We start from the raw sequence: 18,949 nt of genomic DNA on the forward strand, positions 1-18,949 counted from the left end.
ATTAAGCCTGCTGGCTGTGGGCCTGTTGCGCCTCGGCCTGGCGGCGGCGCTCCTCTTTTTTCTGCTCGCGGCGGGATACGGTCTGTTCGCGGGCGTCCTGGCCAAGGTGGACTTCACCGCGCTGTTTGGCCAGTTGGATTTGTCTCTCGCGCTCGCGGAAACGGGTCCGATCGGCCTCCGGCACCTTGTCGTGGCAGTGGGGGCAGCTGACGCCTTGTTCAAACAGGGGAGACTGCTGGTCTTCCTGGGTAATGGGCATACGGCAGGCGTTGCACTGATCGTACTTGCCGCGCTCCAGGTTGTGGTTGACGGTTACGCGCTCATCGAACACGAAGCACTCGCCCTCCCACAGGGACTCTTCTGCGGGAACCTCCTCCAGGTACTTCAGGATACCGCCGTGGAGGTGGTAGACCTCCTCAAAGCCCTGCTCCTTCATGTAAGCGGTGGATTTTTCACAGCGGATACCGCCGGTACAGAACATGGCGACTTTCTTGTGCTTGGCCGGGTCCATATTCTCTTTGACGTACTGGGGGAACTCGCGGAAAGTCTCGGTCTTGGGGTTGATGGAATCTTTGAAAGTACCCACCTGGAATTCATAGTCATTGCGGGTGTCCACGACAACGACTTCCGGATCGCTGATCAGGGCATTCCAGTCTTTGGGTTTGACGTAGGTGCCGACGGTGCGCAGCGGATCGATACCCTCGACCCCCATGGTGACGATTTCCTTCTTCAGCTTTACTTTGCTGCGCAGGAAGGGCATTGCCTCGGTGATGGATTCCTTATAGTCCAGCTCTGCCAGGCGCTCGTCGGACTTCAGGTGGGCCAATACCGCATCGATTCCCTCGCGGGAGCCGGCCACGGTGCCATTGATACCCTCTCGGGCCAAAAGCAGGGTGCCGCGCACACGGTTCTCCTGCATCACATCGAGCAGGGGCGCGCGCAGGGATTCAAAGTCCTCCAGGGTGACGAACTTATACAGGGCACAGACAACAAATTGATTCATGGTACTTCCTCAGTTGCGGGCCGGATCGCAAATCCGGAGCAGAAAAAATCGCCGCGCATTTTATCGCAAAAAAAGAAACTTGTCGTACAGTAAGCAGGCGGCCCACCCCGTAGCAGTAGGGATTTGTAGTTGACCAGCGGGCCACAAGTTGTCAAAGTTCTGGCCGAAATTTAAAGGTCACAGCGAGGCGAATCCCATGGGCGAAGAATTTGCACCGAAAGAGTCGGAGTTGAGCCAGATCTATCGGGAGGGCGAGGTTTCCGTCCAGATCGATATTTATGAAGATGGCGAGGGCGGCTGGCTGCTCGAGATTGTCGACGAGCACAATAATTCCACGGTTTGGGAAGATGCGTTTGACAGCGAGCAGGAAGCGCTGGATGAAGCCCTCGATGCGCTCAGGGAAGAGGGAATCGCGACCTTTATCGGGCCGGTCCAGGAGGCCGGTGGCAGCTGGTAAGCCGGGCCTGAGCGAATCCACTGGCCGGTAATTCCCCCCGGGAGGGGTATCGGCTCTGCTGGTCCCTATTCGAGCTGCTATGGTTAAGGGGAGAAAGGAATCGCAATCGTGTAACAGCACAGCCAATCACGGTGCCGCCGCGAGACATGGTGGAATCCAAGTCTCCGGTGGCACTTTCTAATTGTCAGTCCCTTATCAACCTGCGCGCCGCATCCTGCCGGCGACGAATTTAAGTCACTACCTACTCCCGCTGGGGCGCCCCGGGCGCACTTGCAGAGCGAGGCGTGTGCCGCGATAGCCGGAACCCCCATAAAAAAACCCCGCTGGAGGGCGGGGTTACAAGCTCGTTGAAAACGTTTTGCTTATTTCTTTACCGGTTCAAAAATAATCTTCAGTTTTTTCTTGCCCCAGGCGCGGGCTTTTCGGATGTCTTTCTCCATCCAAACATCAATGCGGTTTCTAAAGCGCTTGTTCATACGGTCGCGCACGGTATAGGTGCCCGGTAGCCCTTCAATTTTGACTTTGGCGCCGTTGGTCAGACCGTGTCTTTCCAGGTCGCGGGATACCGCAATAATCTTGTCACCGGGGCGCAGGCGGTTGTTCCAGGCCGCTACCCAGGGGTCGCTGTCGGTTTGACCGGGTACAGAATTGTAGGCGGTAGCATCAACAACCATGGTTTTCTTCATTGCTGCTGAGGCATTGACACTCACGCCGATCGCGAGCAGGGCGGCAATAAAAAAGGCAGTACGTCGCAGAGTCTGTTTCATCATGTCCCATTACCTCCAGGTCATAAATGGTCACAAGCCAAAGGTTGCTTGTGAAATTTCCAAGTTTGTTTGGAAATCGTTGATCAATATTTAATCAACGCTGGCTATATTACCGATGGCGCCTGAGGTATCAACTTTTCCTGTAAAGCGGGAGAGAAACCGTATGAATTGGCAGGTTATTTAATGAAATTAAAATAGAGAATTAATTTTTAATTAAAATTGAGAATAAAGTAGCGCTGTATATATTTTGTGCAGCCTGAAAAGGCGGGTGAGAACCTGGCTCTTTGGTAAATGGTTTCAAAAGAGAAATTTTGTGTGACAGCGATGTCATTCTAATGCGCTGTGCTGTTGATGATGGGGCGCTGCACTTCATCGGACTGAAAAAGTAAAAAATTCCGAATTAATTATTTGTGACTAGATCGCCATATCTCTCTGATTGGGCAAAAGTAGAGACTTTTCACCGGGAAACCCGGTCGTCAGTGAAGAGCGGCGGGGCGATTCCCGCTATTTATAGGGCGGTTTCCGGGTTTTGCGATATCGGCTCCACCTGGCTGCGCAATGCGGATAGGTAGTCACTGTCCTCCTGGAGGTCCGGCAGCTTGTGCTGTATATCCAGTCGCACGGTTTTCTCCAGCCAGGCGATGGCCTCCTCTAAATTCCCCTGCCATTCACACACCTGCCCCAGGTTGAAATAGGTGATCGCCAGGTTCTGCCACTCCCCCTGCGCGCGCAGCCCCGGAATGGCACTCTTGTAGAGCAGGTAGGCGGAGCGCAACAGGTGGGCCCGCTGGGTGGTCTCCGTCTCTGTGGCCGCCTGCTGGTGGTAAGTGTGCGCCATAGCGGACTGCACCTTTGCGGCGGACTGGGGCAGCACAGCGCCGCTGTCCAGATAATTGAGCACCGCCTCGAACTGGGCGCGGGCCAGGGGGTACAGGTCCGGTCTCTCCTGGGCGCTGAAGGCATTCAACACAATGCCGTAGCGGTAGCGCAGAGCCTGCTGTTGGTCCGGGTAGTCTGCGAGGGAGGAGATGGCTTTTTCGTAGAGTGGTAGGGCATCGGCGTAGTTGCCTGTGCGGGCGTAGGTTTCGGCCTTGCTCACGAATGCCACAGAGTGCTCGATCTGGGGGGGGCGCTGCGGGTGTAAGGTCATGGAAATTGCCGCCAGCAGCACGATGGTACCCAGCACCGCGTAAAACAGCATCAGCAGGTATGAGAGATGTTTGTGCATAGGCACTTCCCGCAGGTGACCTTGGGTGGACGATAAGAGACCCGGCAGTGTGGGCCTCTTACGTCAGTAAATGCCTATTTATCCAGTTGTGCCAGTAACCCTTGGAGCGGATGGCGCAGAGATACACCCGCAAAACGACTGGCCTGGCAGCGACAGGAGTAGCCGCTAGCCAGCTGGTTTTCGCCACTGTTTAGGCGGGGGGCCCAGGACTGCTGGAAAATGACCCGAGAGGTCTCTTTGTGCTCCGCTTCGTGGCCATAGGTGCCGGCCATACCGCAGCAGCCGAGGCTCTCGGTCGTCAGTTCCAGGCCCAGGGCGGCGAAGACACTCTGCCAGTCTTTCACCGAGGCGGTGGCGTTGGTCTGTTCGCTACAGTGGGGCAGAAGCTGGAAGCTGGCGGGCGCGATGCGGTGGCGCTGTTGTTCCAGGTGCTCCCGCTGCGAGGCCAGCCACTCCTGTAGCAACTGGACCTTGGGCGCCTCACTGCCCATCAGTTTCTTGTACTCCGCGCGATAAGTCAGCGTCATCGAGGGGTCGACGCCCACCAGGGGAATACCGCTGGCGGCCAGATTATTGAGCATCTCGCTGTTCAACTCGGCGACCCGCTGGAACTGGCGCAGAAAGCCGTGTACATGCAGGGGTTTGCCGTTGGCGCGATAGGGCGCCAGCATAGGTACAAAGTCGAGCTGTTTCAGCAGGCGGACAATGTCTGCCACCACTTCCGCATCGAAGTAACTGGTAAACGCATCCTGCACGATCACCACCGCGCGACTGCGCTGTGCGGGGCCGAGGGACTCCAGGCAGGCGGCGCTGGCGATAGGGACACCCAGTTCCGCCATGGTGGTCCTCAGGGGCTTCTCCGATAGCTGCGGGCTGTCCACCATGCCGAGCAGGCGCTCCATCAGGAAGGCAACCGGCTTGAGCTTTAGCGGCCAGTTGTACAGCTGCGGCAGCCTGGCCAGGTGCGGCATCAGAAATTCCAGGCCACCGACGGCGTAGTCTTTTAGCGGGCGCAAATAGCGACTGTAGTAGAGCTCGAGGAATTTACTGCGAAACTCCGGCACATCCACTTTGATCGGGCACTGCCCCACACAGGATTTACACGCCAGGCAGCCCTGCATGGCCTCGTTAACTTCGTGGTTAAAATCGTACTCGCCACGGGTTTTTGCCAGGGAATTGATAATGCGCTTGGGCAGTCCGACAAAAAAGGAGCGCTCGCGCAAATGCTGAGCGCTGGCGACCGCATCGACGTTTTTTTCGCTGAGCAGGCGCAGCCACTCGCGCATCAGTGAGGCGCGCCCTTTGGGGGAGTGGATGCGGTTGCGAGTGGCCTTGTAGGAAGGGCACATGGCATCGTCGGGGTTCCAATTGAAACAGGCGCCGTTGCCGTTACAGTGTACTCCCTCTGCGTAGCCCTCCCACACCTGGGCGGGAATCTGCCGATCCCGTTCGCCGCGGGTGGCTACCGCATCGATTTTTAGCAGCTGGCTGTCGTTATTGGGGGTGGCTATTTTTCCGGGATTTAATTGGTTGCGGGGATCGAAGGCGTCTTTAATTTTTTGCAGCTCTGGGTAGAGCTCGCCAAAGAATTCCGGTGCGTATTCTGAGCGCACGCCTTTGCCGTGCTCGCCCCACAAAAGCCCTTTATATTTCTGCGTGAGGGCGACCACCCGATCGGTGATCGGACGAATTTGTGCGGCTTGTTGCGGGTCTTTCATATCGATGGCCGGGCGCACGTGCAGCACGCCCGCGTCCACATGACCAAACATGCCGTAATCGAGATTGGCCTCGTCCAGCACCGCGCGGAATTCAGCGATAAAGTCCGCCAGGTTTTCCGGCGGTACCGCAGTGTCCTCGACAAAGGGAATCGGGCGCTTTTCTCCCTGGGCATTGCCCAGTAAGCCCACCGCGCGTTTGCGCATGGCCCAGATGCGATTGACCTCGGCGTGGCCCCGGGCAATGGAGTAGCCGAAACTCTTACCCGGCTGGCCAATGGCCTCCTCGATATGGGCGATAAATTGTGCCAGTGCCCGCTCCAGTTCCTCTTCGCTATCGGCGGCGTACTCGACTAAATTGATGCCTTTAACCGGGCGATCCTCGGAGGGAAAAAATTTACTGACGCTGTGCCAGACAATATCTTCCATCGCCAACTGCAACACTTTGCTGTCCACCGTCTCGATCGACATGGGGCCGGCCAGCATCAGGTCTTTGGCGTCGCGCAGGGCCTCCTGGAAGTGGTCGTATTTTAAATTGACCAGGGCGACACACTTGGGAATGGGCAGCAGGTTGAGTTTGGCCTCGGCGATAAAGCCCAGGGTTCCCTCTGAACCACACAGAACACTGTTGAGGTTAAAGCTTTTGTCGCTGCGAATATGCGCCAGGTCGTAACCGGTGAGGCAGCGATTGAGCTTGGGAAACTTTGCCGCGATTAAATCCGCTTTGCTGCGCGCTATATCATCACAGACTTGGTGTACCTGCGCAGAGCGCTTATCCCCGGCACTGACCTGTGTCAGCGCTTCATCGTCGATCGGGGCCGAGTGCCAAATCTCACCGCCGATCAATACGGTGTGCAGTTCCAGCACGTGGTCGCGGGTTTTACCGTAGACACAGGAACCCTGGCCCGAGGCATCGGTATTGATCATGCCGCCAATGGTGGCCCGATTACTGGTGGAGAGCTCCGGCGCAAAAAACAGGCCGTGGGGTTTGAGTGCTGCGTTCAGCTGGTCCTTGACCACACCGGCCTGCACCCGCACCCAGCGCTGCTCAACATTAATTTCGAGAATCTGGTTCATATGGCGGGAGATATCCACCACCAGCCCATCGGTGAGGGACTGGCCGTTGGTACCGGTACCGCCGCCGCGGGGAGATAAGACTACCGAGTGAAACGCCTCCCGCTCAGCCAGCTCGGCCAGCAACTGTAAGTCGCGATTGTCGCGGGGGTAAACAACGGCCTGGGGTAGAACCTGATAGATCGAGTTATCGGTAGCCAGAACCGTGCGGCTGGCATAGCTGGGGGTGGTATCGCCACGGAAACCTGCGTCCTTCAGTTCCTGCAAGAACTGCAAATAGAGCGCCTGAACCTCGTCGACTTCGCGCAATGCTGGAATCATGAGCTAATCCGTACTTTCCGGGAGGTGTGGGCCGCATCGCAGACCGAAGACTGGCGATAAGAGTGTGCGCAGCACTAAAACTCGGAATGAACGCGGCTTTGCATTGTAGCTGCGCTTCGTATTTGCGCAAGCCGGCACCGGGCTGACAATTCGCCATCAAAACTTATACAAGCTCTATCCTTGTATAAGTTTTGGTGGCGGACTATAAAAAGAGAAGCGATGACTTGCGCATAGTGTGATTATGAATATTCAGTTTCTGCCAGAGAAAATCCCCGTGGGTATCAGCCGCTGCGCGGTGGGTGATCCGGTGCGATACAACGGTAGCCACAAGCACAGCAAAGTCTGCACCCAACTGCTGGGCAGTTGTTTTGACTTGCAGGCCTATTGCCCCGAAGTGGCTGTGGGCCTGGGGGTGCCGCGCCCGCCCATTCACCTGATTGTCAGTGACCGCCTGCGCGCGGTGGGGCGGGATGATACCAATATTGATGTCACCGACGATCTCGAAGCCTACGCCGACGAGATAAGCCCGCAAGTGGCACAGCTGCGCGGTTTTATCCTGATGCAAAAATCTCCCAGCTGTGGCGTGCGCACGACGCCGCACTATCAAAAAGGGGGGCGCGGTGTACTGGCGCACGCCGCCGGATTATTTACCGCGCGCCTGCGGCAAAACTTCCCGCATCTGCCCATGGAGGAAGTGGGGCGCCTGAATGCCAGCGATATCCGCGAGAACTTTTTAACTCGCGTATTTGCCTACGACGCTTGGCACCGCTACGTCTCGCCGGATCCCCGGCCGGCCAAGGTGATCGAGTTTTATACCGCCTACAAGTACCTGCTGCTGGCCCACAGTCAGCCGCTGACCCGCGCCCTGGGCCAGTTCGTTGCCAATTCCCGCGCGCTGACCCCGGAAAAATTTGCCGATGAAGTCCGTGGGCGGATTATGGAGATCCTGTCCCTGCAGGCGTCGCGCAAAGACCGCACCAATGCCCTGATGCACAGCCAGGGGCACTTAAAGGGCTATTTAAACCGGGAGGAGCGCGCCGAACTGGCCCAGCTTATCGAGGAATACCGCCAGGGGCGCAAACCGATTTCGGCGGTGCTCACCATGCTGCGCCACTATTTGCCGCGCAGCCCCCATCACTTTATCCACAGTCAGGTTTTACTCGCCGCCGAGCCGGCGGAGTTGGGTTTGTGTGAATTTCGCTAATGGCCGCCATGACCGATCCAGAAGTTGTTGAACAAAATTTCTTTCCGATTCGCGAAGTGGCCCGCAGGACCGGTGTTCACCCGGTGACATTGCGGGCCTGGGAGCGCCGCTATGGTTTGCTGACCCCCTTGCGCACCGGCAAGGGACACCGCCTTTACAGCGAAGAGGAGGTGCGGCAAATCGAAAGGGTACTGCAATGTCTCGCCCGCGGTGTTTCCATTGGTCTGGTGCGGGACCTGTTGCGGCGCGATAAAGACAAAAACCCAATAGTGACAAGCGCGGCTGATAACACAAGCAGCTGGCAGGCGATGCGGGAGGAAACCGCCAGCCTGATTCGCGATTATGCCGAGGTCCAATTGCGCCGCCGCCTGGATGAATGGTTTGCCGCATTCCCCGCCGCTTTGCTGTTGGAGCACTGGCTTAAACCTCTGCATGTGCGGCTTGAGCGCTCTCGCCTGGCTGAAAGTCGGCGGGCACAGCAGTTTTTCTGGCCCCTGTTACAGGAGCAATTATTACTGGCAAATGGTATGGCCAGAAAAAATTTGCTCGGGGACAAGTCCCGGCTGAGGCCCCGTATTCTTTTACTGGAAGTGGCCGCGCAGGATCAGCGGGCTTTTATCCAGATGTTTATCGCCGTTCTTCTCGCCGCAGGTATCGAAGTGGTTACCCTGGCTTATCCGGCGGGGTTATCGGACCTTGGAAATAGCGTAAAAAAGTTCGCGGCACAGGGCGTGGTTTGCTATAGCCACAAAGCTCTTCCCAGCGATATCCTTGCGCGGGCGCTGCCGGAGGCGATCCGGGGTGTAAACGCTCCCCTGTGGCTTGCCGGTGACTTTATCGAGATGCAGCGCCTGGCGCTCGTAGAACTGGAACAGCTTCCATTCACGCACGTGCTGGCCGGCACGGCAGAGAGCGCCGTTACACAACTGCGGGGGTCTTTACCGTTATGAGCCGCCCTGTGAATTTGCCGCGTGGGCTGGTGTGGCTGCGCAGTGATTTGCGTCTACATGACAATACCGCGCTTTACCAGGCGAGCACCCAGTGCCAGCAGTTAGCCGCTATCTTTATCGCCTGCCCGGAGACCTGGCAGAGCCAGGATGAAGGCGAACCCTTGGTGGCCTTTCGCATGGCCTGCCTGCGGGAGTTGCAAACTGAATGTGCAGCGCGCAACCTACCGCTGTATTTTATTGAAGTCCCCTCATTTGCGCAGGTGCCGGAGGTTCTTCAGCAGGTGGCCGAGCGCCTGAAAATAGACGCTATTTATGCGAATACAGAATACCCTCTCAATGAACAGCGTCGCGATGCGGCGGTAAGAGACTTATTGAAACAAGATGGCGTACAGGTGCAATTTTTCAGTGACCGCACCCTGTTGCCTCCCGGAGCCGTGAGAACCGGCAGCGGTGAACCCTACAAGGTTTTCACCCCCTTCAAGCGCGCCCTGATTCAACTCTGTGCCGATAGCGCTATAAAAACCCTGCCTAAACCCCGGAGGTTTGCCGGTGCAAAAGATGGGGCTCACTGGCCCAAGTGGTTCTCCCTATCGGGAGGGCAGAGGTTAAACCAGAAAATTCCAACGCAACTGCGTGGCTATAACCTCGATAAAATTTCGACTGCTGGTTTGATAAAAGGTTGGCAAGCGGGGGAAAAGGCGGCACAACAGCAACTCAAAAAATTCACGGGAAAAATCCCAGCCTATCGAGCGGAAAGAGATTTTCCCGCGCTGGATAGTACCTCCTGCTTATCCCCCTATCTCAATAGTGGCGCCATCTCGATTCGCCAGTGCATCGCCGCAGCACTGAGTTTGAACGAGGGCCACTGGCTGGGCGGGGATGAAGGGGTGGCCTGCTGGATCAGTGAATTAATCTGGCGGGAGTTTTACACCCACCTGTTAGCGGACTTTCCCCGTCTGAGTAAAGGCAAGCCGTTTAAACTGGAGACCGAGCAAATCCCCTGGTCCTACAACCGGGAGCAGTTTGAGCGCTGGACACAGGGTGAAACCGGAGTGCCAATCGTCGATGCTGCCATGCGCCAATTGCGAGAGACCGCCTGGATGCACAACCGGCTGCGTATGATCGTAGCCTCATTTCTCAGTAAAAATATGCTGATAGATTGGCGCTGGGGCGAGCGCTATTTTATGCGGAATCTGATCGATGCCGACTTTGCCTCCAACAACGGCGGCTGGCAGTGGACCGCCTCTACCGGCACCGATGCCGCCCCTTATTTCCGCGTATTTAACCCCTATAGCCAATCGCAGCGCTTCGACCCCAAGGGGGAGTTTATTCGCAAATATGTGCCCGAGTTGAGCGGACTGAGTGACAGAACCATCCACGACCCTGCGCCGACAGCGGGTTATCCCCCGGTGATTTGCGATGTCGCAGCGGGGCGCAAGCGGGCCATTGAAGTTTTCGCCAGTTTGAAGTGAATTGAGAGGAGGGCGATAGTGCGGCTTAGAGCGCTTCGTCCTCAGTATGTACTTCGACAGATAAGTCGCTGCTAAAATCCAGTTTCACAGAGAAAACGATAGGTCTACAGCACACTTGGCAGTCCTCAATGTACTGTTGCGGTAAGGCTGATGTATCAATTAGCACCTGGATGGTTTCGCCACAATAGGGGCAGCCAATACTTCTCTCGGTTATTGCTTCAGGCATAAATTGAGATCTCCCTTATCTAGCCGGGTAGTGATATTCCACTTGTAGTCTGTCCCTGCTGGTTAACTTTAGAATAGCGCCTAGTGCTTATATGGCTAGAAGAGCGATTCCTTTGTCCTTTATCCGTGAATAGTTCGGTTGCTTTCCGTTTTCGATTATAGTGACGCAGTTAGGAGTGGCGGTATCAAGGGGATTAGCCCCAACAGGCTTGAGCGGTTGTTATGGCGTATTTTCTTGAATTGGGTTTTTTGGGGCTGTTTGTCTCGGCGTTTTTGGCGGCAACTATCTTACCGCTGAGCTCCGAAGTGGTTATGTCCGGCCTTTTACTGCATGGATACTCGCCCTGGGTCCTGGTTGCAGTGGCCACCTGCGGGAATGTCGCCGGCTCACTACTCAATTATGCACTGGGTTACTGGGCCAGTTTGGGGGTTATCAAGAAATGGTTGAGAATGTCCGAAGAGGAGTTTGTTCAGGCCGAGCAGAAGTTTAAAAAATATGGTGTTTTCTCACTGCTTTTCGCCTGGGTTCCCATTATTGGTGATCCCCTTACCGTGATGGCGGGTATTTTACGAATTCGACTGTTCTGGTTTCTGCTATTGGTGACTCTGGGTAAAGGTCTGCGTTATATGGCGATTGCTTATGTGGTCTTACAGGCCGCCTGAGTGGTTAGTTGGCCGGATTTTCACAGTACCTTGACGGAAATTCCCGGCCCTTTTAGATATCCAAAAGCTTGAGCCATTAGCTATTTCTGCTAACAACGGCTTTGAGCGCGCTCTGTATGCGCTTGTCAGAGCCCTCTCCGCTAACTTCTGAAGACTCGGTAATAATCTCAGAGACGGTAAGCTCAGAGGCAGAGATCACCTCCATCATTTCCTTCTTGCAGTTAGTGATATTCACTATATTGGAGATAGCGGGGTCGTAGTTCACCTTATGAGAAAAGTCGCGCTCTTCTTCGTGTACCTTTTGTTGTCATACTTCACCTCGCTTAGTAGTTTTACCCTCTTAGCGAAGTGTCCGGAAGTATTAGACCACTACAAACAGATTGGCTTAATGCCAAGGAGCAAATAGAAGTTTATTACCGAGATGCTCGATGCACTGATCAAACAGCAACAGGCATCTTAAAAGCGCTAGCCAAGGGTGTGCCAACACCCAAGGCCAGCTAATCACAACAACCTATATGTGAGGTTATTATGACTACTACACATGATAAGACAGCTTCATGCTCGGCTAAAGCAACCCGACAAATTAAAGTCACTATGACGACAAGCTCAAAGAGCAATCACCTAACTCTGGTGTTCGCCCCATCCCCCGGTTACAACTCAAAGGTCACTGGCTACAGCAGGCCGGGTTTGAGATTAATACGCCGGTAACGGTGAGAGTGATGGAGGGTTGCTTGGCACTAACCACCGAGACATAAGAAATGACTAAACCAGAAATTTATATCAGTACTGATATTGAAGCAGACGGTCCCATTCCGGGGCCGCACTCAATGCTAAGTTTTGCGTCAGCGGCATATACCGCTAACAAGCAACTACTGAGCACTTTTTCCGCTAACTTAGAAGCCCTACCTAATGCAACCGCCCACCCTGACACGCAAGCATGGTGGGATAAAAACCCTGAAGCCTGGAATGCTTGCCGACAGGATTTACAGCACCCCAAACAAGCCATGCAGAATTATGTGGCATGGTTAAAACAGCTGCCAGGCAAGCCTGTTTTTGTTGGCTACCCAGCAGCTTATGATTTTATGTTTGTCTATTGGTATCTAATGAACTTTTCTGGCGAGAGCCCATTTTCTCATTCAGCACTGGACATAAAAAGTTACGCTATGGCTGTTCTTAAAGCAGAATTCAGAGAAACAGCTAAGCGCAAGATGCCTAAACACTGGTTTGATAAATTACCGCATACACATGTCGCACTGGATGATGCCATTGAGCAGGGTGCTTTATTTTGCAATATTTTAAATGAGACAAGGAAATAGCTACTCTTGCTCTGGCAACTGTTCTTCAAAATCACATGCTGCAACAGCAGCATAATCAGAAGACCGTAATACCCTCAGCAAATTGCCAGTCTCACTTATGTAATCTACCTCCTCAGCTTCATCCGATGCATCAATTTCCAGATAAAAAGGGTAGAAAACAAAGTCATCCAATTTATCCTTATCAAAATCCTCATTACTAATAACATCCATTTCAAACAATGGGGTAATAAGTGTTCTACCATCAATGTCACCAGGAAAAGATTCAAGCAACCAACTAATAAGTTGATCGCCCGAAAGCTTAGCATTTACAAAAATCTTGCAACACAAATCCATACAAAAAGCCTATTACTCTACAAATAACAAAAGAATTTTCGGATCGTTATCAAAAGCGCCACCTCGGCCAGGAACATTATCAAGCTGACCACCTGCTTTAATCACAGAGAAATCGACCTTGAAGCCAGTTGCTTTCTCTATTGCTTTAGCAGATGCCCTCAAACCTGCTTCACCACGCTGAATCTTCCCTATTTCAATTGCATGCAACAAGGTTCTCTCGTTAGCAGAACCCGGATTAGCATTTTTCAGCTTGGGTTGATTAAACGTAACTATTCAGCGGATATTTTGAGTGTTGTCATTTTCTTTTGAAGAAATTCTGGCCACTCGCCTGAAAATAGGCTTTCAAGGGCTTCCCCCACACCAACACCATGCTTTCTGCAAGTGGACAAATAGCTACGGATACGACAAAAAATCTCAGCTCCAGCCATAGACCTAAAGCAACCTGATATTTTTTGCTGCACCTTAGCCATGCGAATATCTCTTTCACCCTGATTATTGGTATAAGGCGCTTCCGGATTTTCCATAAAACGTAAAACATCTTGTTCGTATTTTTGTAGACGTTCCAAGAGGTTCCGAGATTTGCTTCGAGCTAATCTGCCACGCTTTTTTTGTTCTGATTTGTTAATTTCTGGTGGCGGGCACTCCAGCTCAGCTTTTTTAAGTAGGCTTCTATATTGTCTACGCCAATTTCGGCATTCCTCTTCTGTTAGGCAGCCATCTGATTGCTTGACTGCTGTGTTGATTTTCTGCAACAGTAGCGCCATTTTTCTGGCCCATTCCTGTCCATCCTGCTCAAAAGCCCTGGTTAGTTCACGCTGATGGTGAGCATTACAAAGAGCGTGCAGACACATTGTATAACGGTAGTAAGGCTTCCAATGATCATGAACTAAAACGCCTTTATAGTGAGGCAGTATGTCCATTTCTTCTACAGCTTCATTGCCGCGTTTTGCATGTGGAGCAATCAATGTCCAGGAGGCACTGGAAGCGTTGTGCAACCACAGACGGCTGCCATTTACATTGATACTAGTTTCATCAACATGCAAGGTTTTTTCCTGGCGCAGCACAGCTTTAGCTGTTTGCTCAAACAACGCCAAGCGCTCAAAGGCTTCCAGATTGAAGTTATAAACACTGCCAGCACTGATGGGGGTATCAAACAGTTCAGAAAAGTGTGTCTCCACTCGCTCGTAGGGGATCAGCTGAAATATCGACATGTAAACCGCATTAGCTTTGACGCTGGCGCCATACTGCGTTGAACGCGTGACCTTTTGGGGAAAGTCTGCCACAAATCTTCGGCCGCTTTCATCAATTAAAACCTGCGCCCGATATTCTGTAACGCTTCGTGATATTCGAATATCAAATACCTGACGAGATTCATAACCGCCATCTGTGTAGGTGCCTTTCGGCAAAGTCCGACGATCAAGCTTGATGAAGCAGACTTTATCAGGATCTTCCACAGGTTCGAGATTTTTACCTGGATGTCCAGGCTGGCCACCACGAGGTTTATTGCTTTTTGTCTGTGGCCTTTTCTCTCGATTGGGATCGCTAGCGGGCGGTTTGTTACTATTGAGGCTATTTAAACCCAAGCGATCCGAGAGCATTTTGACAACAATCAGCAGCATTTTTACAGACGCTTTTAGTGCGGGGGAAGCGCTGGTATCATTCGCTAGCAATTCCTCAGCTTCTTTTACGGCCTGATTAATGTCAACTGAATTTGTCATGGGCAACAGCATACCTTAGTAATATGGCAGTATTATCGCACAATTCATCTTTGCTGTATGACCTGTAGCTGTTTTTTTCTTGCCAGGCTAGGCGGGAGATTACCTGAGGCGTGCTGGTTTATGGCAGACTTGCTCAGCTTGCTTGGCGGTGGCTGGCGGGGGAGTTGTGCTAATTTTCCCGAAAAGCTCGCTGAATAGTTACGATTAAACAAGAAATCATCAAATTGTTCTGGTGATATACGGATAGCAATATCAATGTCTGAGTCAGGTCTTGCCGTTCCCTTAGCTCGACTTCCTTGAATAAACAAATCATCACCTAAGCCCAGCTCGTTTGCCCTAGCTCTAGCTATCGTAGAGAGATCTTCAAACTGAGTTTGACTAAACCCTTGGGGTAATTTGTTTGGAACAACTAAAGCTCAACTTTGTAGCTGAACTTTAGCATGGTTGCTCCAATTACCTGACTTCCTTCAATACTGAAGATAAGGAAGCGGCTAATTCAGTATGATCGGCACATCCTACACTTGAGTAAACTTTGAATTCTCCTGTCTCTTCATACTCTGAAGCAATAGTTTTTATCATTTCTGAGATATTTGGAGGTAGACCAACAATTATTTCAGAATCTTTAAATTCGACAATATATTCAGCCACTGTATATGCAGCTGTCCACTCATCTAAAGTTCCATTACCAACACTTTTCAATAAGCGCTCTATTTCTTCTAAGGCTTCATCTTTACTACTCATTAATTGCCGCCTCCATTCAATATTTTTCTAAAGGCATTCAGCATATCATCACCTTCAAGAATAGCCTCATAATGTAGGTTGTTTTTATTATCAGGCCTCACATAGTCATGGTATTGTTTGGTGGTAATTGGGTTCTTAGCTAAATACCTCAGTTCCTCTACTTCGTAAATTTCGTGAGATAAAACTTGCGCGATGGACTCATCACTTTCAAAAACTTCTTTTTTAACATAAACAGGAATTTTCGATTCCCCGCTTACTAGATTGCTTTGAATATTTTTATCAAAGGAAATGGTTTTTACACCTGGAGCTACATTACCATATGTTGCATCAAAGTCACCGCCCAAGGCCTTTACTCGTCTAGCATAATCATCGCCACTTAAGGGAATGAAGTGATATTCATCTAATAACTCTTTATCAAATCCGAGTTTCTGCAAAATACCCTTTGCTTCGTCAGGTGTTCGAGTTATTGCTTCTCCATAGACATCTAAGTTTGTTCTCGGTTTTAAACTGTGAACATACTTTCCGCCGACAAAAGCTGCTCCACCGACACTGTCTGGAACAACACCCTTCTGTACTTGTGGCCCAGCAATCGCATTAACTTGCCTACTAGGATCTTCCTTCGCCGCAGTCAATCCCGAGGGGTCCACCCACTCAACCGGATTAGGCACATACTGATAGCTATTCGACCCACCCAGCAATCCAACCGGGTCCTGCTGCGTAAACTCCCCAACTTCTGGATCATAATACCTAAACCGATTGTAGTGCAGCCCGGTTTCTTCATCAAAGTACTGCCCCTGGAAGCGGATAGACTGCTCTATCTGGCTCTTGTGAGCAAGGGCAATATTGCCATAGCTCTTATAGGCGACACTCCATACCACTTCACCCTCTTGGTTGGTAAGAGTATCCGGCGTACCCAGATGATCCAGGTGATAATGGTAAACCTGCTCTTCTTCTTTTAGCGCAACCGGTTTAAAGGTGCCCGGTTCAAAGTAGTAGGTCCGAGTATTCAGGTCCTGCCGGGTGTGGATATCAGCTTTATTTTCACGAAGCAGGACATCACCATCCCAGAGGAAATTGGTGTATTCACTATTGCTGCTCTTACCAACACGACGGCCGAGCGGATCGTACTGGTAGTGAATCTCCTGCTGAAGCTGTTCTATCCCTTCTTCCAGTTTGAGCTTTACTACCTGCACTAACTGCTGCTGAGCATTGTAGTGATAACGAGTTTGCAGCTTCTGTCCTTTTCCACGAAGTTCGGCAATGCGGTTGCCGTGAATATCGTAGCGATAGTGGGTATTGCCACGGGAGGCCAGGCGGTTGCCTTTGACTTGAGTAGCATTGGACTGCTGTTTAGCTTCATCCTCTGAGCTGGCGGCGGCCAGAATATTGTGTGTAGAATCGTGCACACAATATTCTGGATTGGGGGCATCTACCTAGGTGAGGCTATCTAGAGCTTCGTAATGGTGGATAGGGACGCCAGTAATCTATGGGTATCCAGAAATGTTGTTTTAAGAATATACTATTTTCGTTTGAATTCCATAAAATTATAATCATGGTCAATGGCAAATGCTTCTTGAAGCTTTGTGTCTATAAAAATTAAATCTGTACCATCAAAAAATACTTTGCTCTTATACATTTCGCTATTGCTATAGTTTTTATAGGCTCTAACGCTTTCATCAAGATTCGCCAAGTCAAATATCATGAACTTGCCTAAGTATGACAGAGAATCAGAAATAAAATACTGGAAGCGCCCTTTCCCCTTCAATATCGTCGATAAGATAAATTTTTCATTGTTTTTTTCAATATCTCTATCTATGTTTTTTAAATGAAAAGGTTTTCCAAACTTAGAATGTAAGCTTGCAGGAGAAAAGTTCGTTAATTTTATATCATTAAACTCAGAACCTAGCAAAGGGAAAAAAATAGATTCGTCTAACAAGTACATTATTGATTTATCCAATATTCAGGGGAGGGCTTATGCTCATCCCAGTTTTCGATAAAGAACTTATCAACTACTGAGGCTCTACCTGTCTCAGGGTCAATAGATTTCACAGATACATGTGGCCCTTCATTTGTGGTAGTGTGTAGTGGCATAGTAAATTTGGCCACCTGAGTTTGAGTGATATTATCACTTTCAACGAAGATCAGGTGGATAGATGGCTAGCTCAAAAGAAAATTCAACCCAGAGTTCAAGCTGGAAGCAGCGCAACTCGTTGTTGATCAAGGATACACACTGAAGGCTGCATGTGAGGCCATGGGGGTCAGCAAGTCGACTATGGAATCTTGGGTGCGGAAGCTTCGCGCGGAGAGGGGAGGCAAGAAGCAGTTAATCCTGGACACCCACCATATAGAAAGTATAAACCGCCACCCCTATTGACAAAAGATTGAAACCCCACAGAATACTGGATATTTATACACATTAGTGCGCGTGTAACCGATGACTCTACCGCGAAGCACCCAGATATCTCTTGATGCAACACCGTACTATCACTGTGTCTCCCGCTGTGTACGGCGTGCATTTCTCTGTGGCAGAGATACTGAATCCGGAAAAGATTACGAGCATCGGCGCGAATGGATTGAAAGCCGTATGCATAAGTTAGCCGAGGTGTTTGCTCTAGATATTGCCGCCTATGCAGTAATGAGTAATCACTACCATATAGTGCTCTATATCGACACAAAATCGGCTAACAAGTGGTCTCTTACAGAGGTAATTACTCGCTGGCAAAAACTCTTCAAAGCCTCTAGCTTGGCCCAGCGCTATCTTCAGGGTGATACCCTCGATCACGCTGAGGAAGACAGGCTAAAAGAGGTCGTTTCCCTATGGCGGGAGCGTCTAATGGATATCAGCTGGTTTATGCGCTGTTTAAACGAATCTATCGCCCGTCGGGCCAATGCTGAAGACAACTGTACCGGCCGTTTTTGGGAAGGCCGGTTTAAGTCTCAGGCTTTACTGGATGAAAGAGCACTCGCCGCCTGTATGGCCTATGTAGACCTTAACCCCATCCGTGCCAATATTGCCAAGACACCTGAAGAGTCTGATTACACTTCGATTCAACAGCGTATTCGTGCGGCAGTCTCAGGTAAGCAGCCCAAAAATCTACTTCCGTTTGTCGGCGGTGAGCGTTTGAATATGCCGAAAGGGCTACCTTTCCAGTTGGATCACTATTTAGAGCTAGTGGACTGGAGCGGCCGGCATTTAGACCCAAGAAAACGGGATTGTATTGCCGAAAACACGCCGCCTATTCTGGAGCGGCTCGGTATTTCACCCAAGCACTGGCTCTATCTCAGTCGGAACTTTGAAAGCCGCTTTAAAGGCTTGGTGGGATCGGTAGAAGTTGTACAAAAAGTTTGTGCTCAACTCGATAAACGCTGGGTACACGGTATAAGCGACTGTCGGCGCCTCCTCTCAGCTACGCCCTGCTAACCTACCCCGGCCTCAAGTACTCAACAGCACGATTACCGACCTTTTATCCAAAAGCAGCGATCTCCAAAACCTAACCAGCAATTCCCAGCATTTCAACTCCTTTACTTGTAAATCAAAGAGAAAGAGCCGCCAGAGAGGGGGCTAGCTCTATTGCCGACACCACCCTTCAGTCTTTGGCTGTCCTAGATCTACCGGTCCTAGATCTACCGTAACGAATAAAGTGTAGGTATGAAAAATCTATAAAAATACCGGCTTTGAGCGGTTTACAATTAAAGCCCCCGGCTTTGCCGGGGGATATTTACATTCCATCGCTCCCGACTCTACTCTCCCCTAATTCCCTA

General features: G+C 51.3%; 20 protein-coding genes and 2 pseudogenes. 9 read left to right on the forward strand and 13 right to left on the reverse strand.

Annotation, left to right across the window (positions count from 1 at the left end; genetic code table 11):
• Nucleotide 1: 1 nt before the first annotated feature.
• Nucleotides 2-1,003, reverse strand: a complete 1,002-nt coding sequence (gene trhO / locus ACJJIF_RS18180; RefSeq protein ID WP_444929694.1) for an oxygen-dependent tRNA uridine(34) hydroxylase TrhO — start codon at nucleotides 1,001-1,003, stop codon at nucleotides 2-4.
• Between the two features lie 196 nt (nucleotides 1,004-1,199).
• On the opposite strand from trhO, the gene ACJJIF_RS18185 reads away from it, so the two are divergent.
• On the forward strand, nucleotides 1,200-1,460 hold the full coding sequence (locus ACJJIF_RS18185; protein WP_444929695.1) for a hypothetical protein: 261 nt from the start codon (nucleotides 1,200-1,202) through the stop codon (nucleotides 1,458-1,460).
• 362 nt (nucleotides 1,461-1,822) lie between these two features.
• On the opposite strand, the gene ACJJIF_RS18190 is transcribed toward ACJJIF_RS18185, so the two are convergent.
• The 3 genes from ACJJIF_RS18190 to ydiJ all read right to left on the reverse strand — a co-directional run bounded on the left by ACJJIF_RS18190 (nucleotide 1,823) and on the right by ydiJ (nucleotide 6,565).
• Entirely contained in the window at nucleotides 1,823-2,230 is a 408-nt protein-coding gene (locus tag ACJJIF_RS18190) for a 3D domain-containing protein (protein WP_444929696.1), read from the reverse strand.
• Between the two features lie 505 nt (nucleotides 2,231-2,735).
• Nucleotides 2,736-3,455: a tetratricopeptide repeat protein gene (locus tag ACJJIF_RS18195; protein WP_444929697.1), complete on the reverse strand. Its 720-nt coding sequence runs from the start codon at nucleotides 3,453-3,455 to the stop codon at nucleotides 2,736-2,738.
• Nucleotides 3,456-3,529: 74 nt separating this feature from the next.
• Complete coding sequence (gene ydiJ, locus ACJJIF_RS18200) at nucleotides 3,530-6,565, reverse strand: D-2-hydroxyglutarate dehydrogenase YdiJ (RefSeq protein WP_444929698.1); 3,036 nt, start codon at nucleotides 6,563-6,565, stop codon at nucleotides 3,530-3,532.
• Nucleotides 6,566-6,806: 241 nt separating this feature from the next.
• On the opposite strand from ydiJ, the gene ACJJIF_RS18205 reads away from it, so the two are divergent.
• From ACJJIF_RS18205 to ACJJIF_RS18215, 3 genes are read left to right on the forward strand one after another with little or no spacing between them, the layout of a single operon-like run.
• A complete protein-coding gene (locus ACJJIF_RS18205; RefSeq protein WP_444929699.1) occupies nucleotides 6,807-7,769 on the forward strand; it encodes a YbgA family protein in 963 nt (320 codons plus the stop codon).
• Entirely contained in the window at nucleotides 7,769-8,719 is a 951-nt protein-coding gene (locus ACJJIF_RS18210; protein ID WP_444929700.1) for a MerR family transcriptional regulator, read from the forward strand. Before ACJJIF_RS18205 ends, ACJJIF_RS18210 begins: the two co-directional genes overlap by 1 nt.
• A gap of 8 nt (nucleotides 8,720-8,727) precedes the next feature.
• Complete coding sequence (locus tag ACJJIF_RS18215; protein ID WP_444929701.1) at nucleotides 8,728-10,191, forward strand: cryptochrome/photolyase family protein; 1,464 nt, start codon at nucleotides 8,728-8,730, stop codon at nucleotides 10,189-10,191.
• 25 nt (nucleotides 10,192-10,216) lie between these two features.
• Here ACJJIF_RS18215 and ACJJIF_RS18220 read toward each other — a convergent pair whose 3' ends face one another.
• Complete coding sequence (locus ACJJIF_RS18220; RefSeq protein ID WP_444929702.1) at nucleotides 10,217-10,417, reverse strand: CPXCG motif-containing cysteine-rich protein; 201 nt, start codon at nucleotides 10,415-10,417, stop codon at nucleotides 10,217-10,219.
• A 221-nt stretch (nucleotides 10,418-10,638) separates the two neighbouring features.
• Between ACJJIF_RS18220 and ACJJIF_RS18225 the strand changes: the two genes are divergently transcribed.
• Nucleotides 10,639-11,079, forward strand: a complete 441-nt coding sequence (locus ACJJIF_RS18225; protein WP_444929703.1) for a YqaA family protein — start codon at nucleotides 10,639-10,641, stop codon at nucleotides 11,077-11,079.
• Nucleotides 11,080-11,155: 76 nt separating this feature from the next.
• On the opposite strand, the gene ACJJIF_RS18230 is transcribed toward ACJJIF_RS18225, so the two are convergent.
• The gene (locus ACJJIF_RS18230; protein WP_444929704.1) at nucleotides 11,156-11,344 is read right to left on the reverse strand and encodes a hypothetical protein; all 189 of its coding nucleotides are present in this window, start codon (nucleotides 11,342-11,344) and stop codon (nucleotides 11,156-11,158) included.
• 358 nt (nucleotides 11,345-11,702) lie between these two features.
• Between ACJJIF_RS18230 and ACJJIF_RS18235 the strand changes: the two are divergent.
• A pseudogene (locus tag ACJJIF_RS18235) lies at nucleotides 11,703-11,834 on the forward strand (SymE family type I addiction module toxin); the annotation flags it as partial.
• A gap of 3 nt (nucleotides 11,835-11,837) precedes the next feature.
• Entirely contained in the window at nucleotides 11,838-12,395 is a 558-nt protein-coding gene (locus tag ACJJIF_RS18240) for a 3'-5' exonuclease family protein (protein ID WP_444929705.1), read from the forward strand.
• Here the strand turns inward: ACJJIF_RS18240 and ACJJIF_RS18245 are convergent, their stop codons facing one another.
• From ACJJIF_RS18245 to ACJJIF_RS18275, 7 genes are all read right to left on the reverse strand, one after another.
• Nucleotides 12,396-12,728: a hypothetical protein gene (locus tag ACJJIF_RS18245; protein WP_444929706.1), complete on the reverse strand. Its 333-nt coding sequence runs from the start codon at nucleotides 12,726-12,728 to the stop codon at nucleotides 12,396-12,398.
• A gap of 12 nt (nucleotides 12,729-12,740) precedes the next feature.
• Nucleotides 12,741-12,935, reverse strand: coding sequence for a hypothetical protein (locus tag ACJJIF_RS18250; protein ID WP_444929707.1), 195 nt, complete (start codon nucleotides 12,933-12,935; stop codon nucleotides 12,741-12,743).
• A 62-nt stretch (nucleotides 12,936-12,997) separates the two neighbouring features.
• Entirely contained in the window at nucleotides 12,998-14,458 is a 1,461-nt protein-coding gene (tnpC, locus tag ACJJIF_RS18255) for an IS66 family transposase (RefSeq protein WP_444929708.1), read from the reverse strand.
• Nucleotides 14,459-14,490: 32 nt separating this feature from the next.
• Nucleotides 14,491-14,796 (reverse strand): nucleotidyltransferase family protein, encoded by a 306-nt coding sequence (locus ACJJIF_RS18260; RefSeq protein ID WP_444932380.1) that lies wholly within the window; start codon nucleotides 14,794-14,796, stop codon nucleotides 14,491-14,493.
• A gap of 103 nt (nucleotides 14,797-14,899) precedes the next feature.
• Nucleotides 14,900-15,187, reverse strand: coding sequence for a hypothetical protein (locus ACJJIF_RS18265; protein WP_444929709.1), 288 nt, complete (start codon nucleotides 15,185-15,187; stop codon nucleotides 14,900-14,902).
• Nucleotides 15,187-16,593, reverse strand: coding sequence for an RHS repeat domain-containing protein (locus ACJJIF_RS18270; RefSeq protein WP_444929710.1), 1,407 nt, complete (start codon nucleotides 16,591-16,593; stop codon nucleotides 15,187-15,189). The genes ACJJIF_RS18265 and ACJJIF_RS18270 overlap by 1 nt, the downstream gene beginning before the upstream one ends.
• 113 nt (nucleotides 16,594-16,706) lie before the next feature.
• Nucleotides 16,707-17,129 (reverse strand): hypothetical protein, encoded by a 423-nt coding sequence (locus ACJJIF_RS18275; RefSeq protein WP_444929711.1) that lies wholly within the window; start codon nucleotides 17,127-17,129, stop codon nucleotides 16,707-16,709.
• Between the two features lie 222 nt (nucleotides 17,130-17,351).
• Here ACJJIF_RS18275 and ACJJIF_RS18280 point away from each other — a divergent pair.
• Together ACJJIF_RS18280 and ACJJIF_RS18285 are read left to right on the forward strand one after the other, a co-directional pair.
• Nucleotides 17,352-17,504: pseudogene (locus tag ACJJIF_RS18280) on the forward strand (transposase); the annotation flags it as partial.
• A gap of 117 nt (nucleotides 17,505-17,621) precedes the next feature.
• Nucleotides 17,622-18,608 (forward strand): transposase, encoded by a 987-nt coding sequence (locus ACJJIF_RS18285; RefSeq protein ID WP_444929712.1) that lies wholly within the window; start codon nucleotides 17,622-17,624, stop codon nucleotides 18,606-18,608.
• Nucleotides 18,609-18,949 lie beyond the last annotated feature (341 nt).

The organism is Microbulbifer regidiadema (SeqCode) (genome assembly GCF_052467605.1).

Coding starts and splice junctions, on each gene's coding strand:
- ACJJIF_RS18245 (WP_444929706.1), bottom strand. CDS start 12,728: ATGGATTTGTGTTGCAAGATTTTTGTAAATGCTAAGCTTTCGGGCGAT.
- ACJJIF_RS18275 (WP_444929711.1), bottom strand. CDS start 17,129: ATGTACTTGTTAGACGAATCTATTTTTTTCCCTTTGCTAGGTTCTGAG.
- ACJJIF_RS18205 (WP_444929699.1), top strand. CDS start 6,807: ATGAATATTCAGTTTCTGCCAGAGAAAATCCCCGTGGGTATCAGCCGC.
- ACJJIF_RS18210 (WP_444929700.1), top strand. CDS start 7,769: ATGGCCGCCATGACCGATCCAGAAGTTGTTGAACAAAATTTCTTTCCG.
- ACJJIF_RS18240 (WP_444929705.1), top strand. CDS start 11,838: ATGACTAAACCAGAAATTTATATCAGTACTGATATTGAAGCAGACGGT.
- tnpC (WP_444929708.1), bottom strand. CDS start 14,458: ATGCTGTTGCCCATGACAAATTCAGTTGACATTAATCAGGCCGTAAAA.
- ydiJ (WP_444929698.1), bottom strand. CDS start 6,565: ATGATTCCAGCATTGCGCGAAGTCGACGAGGTTCAGGCGCTCTATTTG.
- ACJJIF_RS18285 (WP_444929712.1), top strand. CDS start 17,622: ATGACTCTACCGCGAAGCACCCAGATATCTCTTGATGCAACACCGTAC.
- ACJJIF_RS18185 (WP_444929695.1), top strand. CDS start 1,200: ATGGGCGAAGAATTTGCACCGAAAGAGTCGGAGTTGAGCCAGATCTAT.
- ACJJIF_RS18195 (WP_444929697.1), bottom strand. CDS start 3,455: ATGCACAAACATCTCTCATACCTGCTGATGCTGTTTTACGCGGTGCTG.
- ACJJIF_RS18220 (WP_444929702.1), bottom strand. CDS start 10,417: ATGCCTGAAGCAATAACCGAGAGAAGTATTGGCTGCCCCTATTGTGGC.
- ACJJIF_RS18265 (WP_444929709.1), bottom strand. CDS start 15,187: ATGAGTAGTAAAGATGAAGCCTTAGAAGAAATAGAGCGCTTATTGAAA.
- ACJJIF_RS18190 (WP_444929696.1), bottom strand. CDS start 2,230: ATGATGAAACAGACTCTGCGACGTACTGCCTTTTTTATTGCCGCCCTG.
- ACJJIF_RS18225 (WP_444929703.1), top strand. CDS start 10,639: ATGGCGTATTTTCTTGAATTGGGTTTTTTGGGGCTGTTTGTCTCGGCG.
- trhO (WP_444929694.1), bottom strand. CDS start 1,003: ATGAATCAATTTGTTGTCTGTGCCCTGTATAAGTTCGTCACCCTGGAG.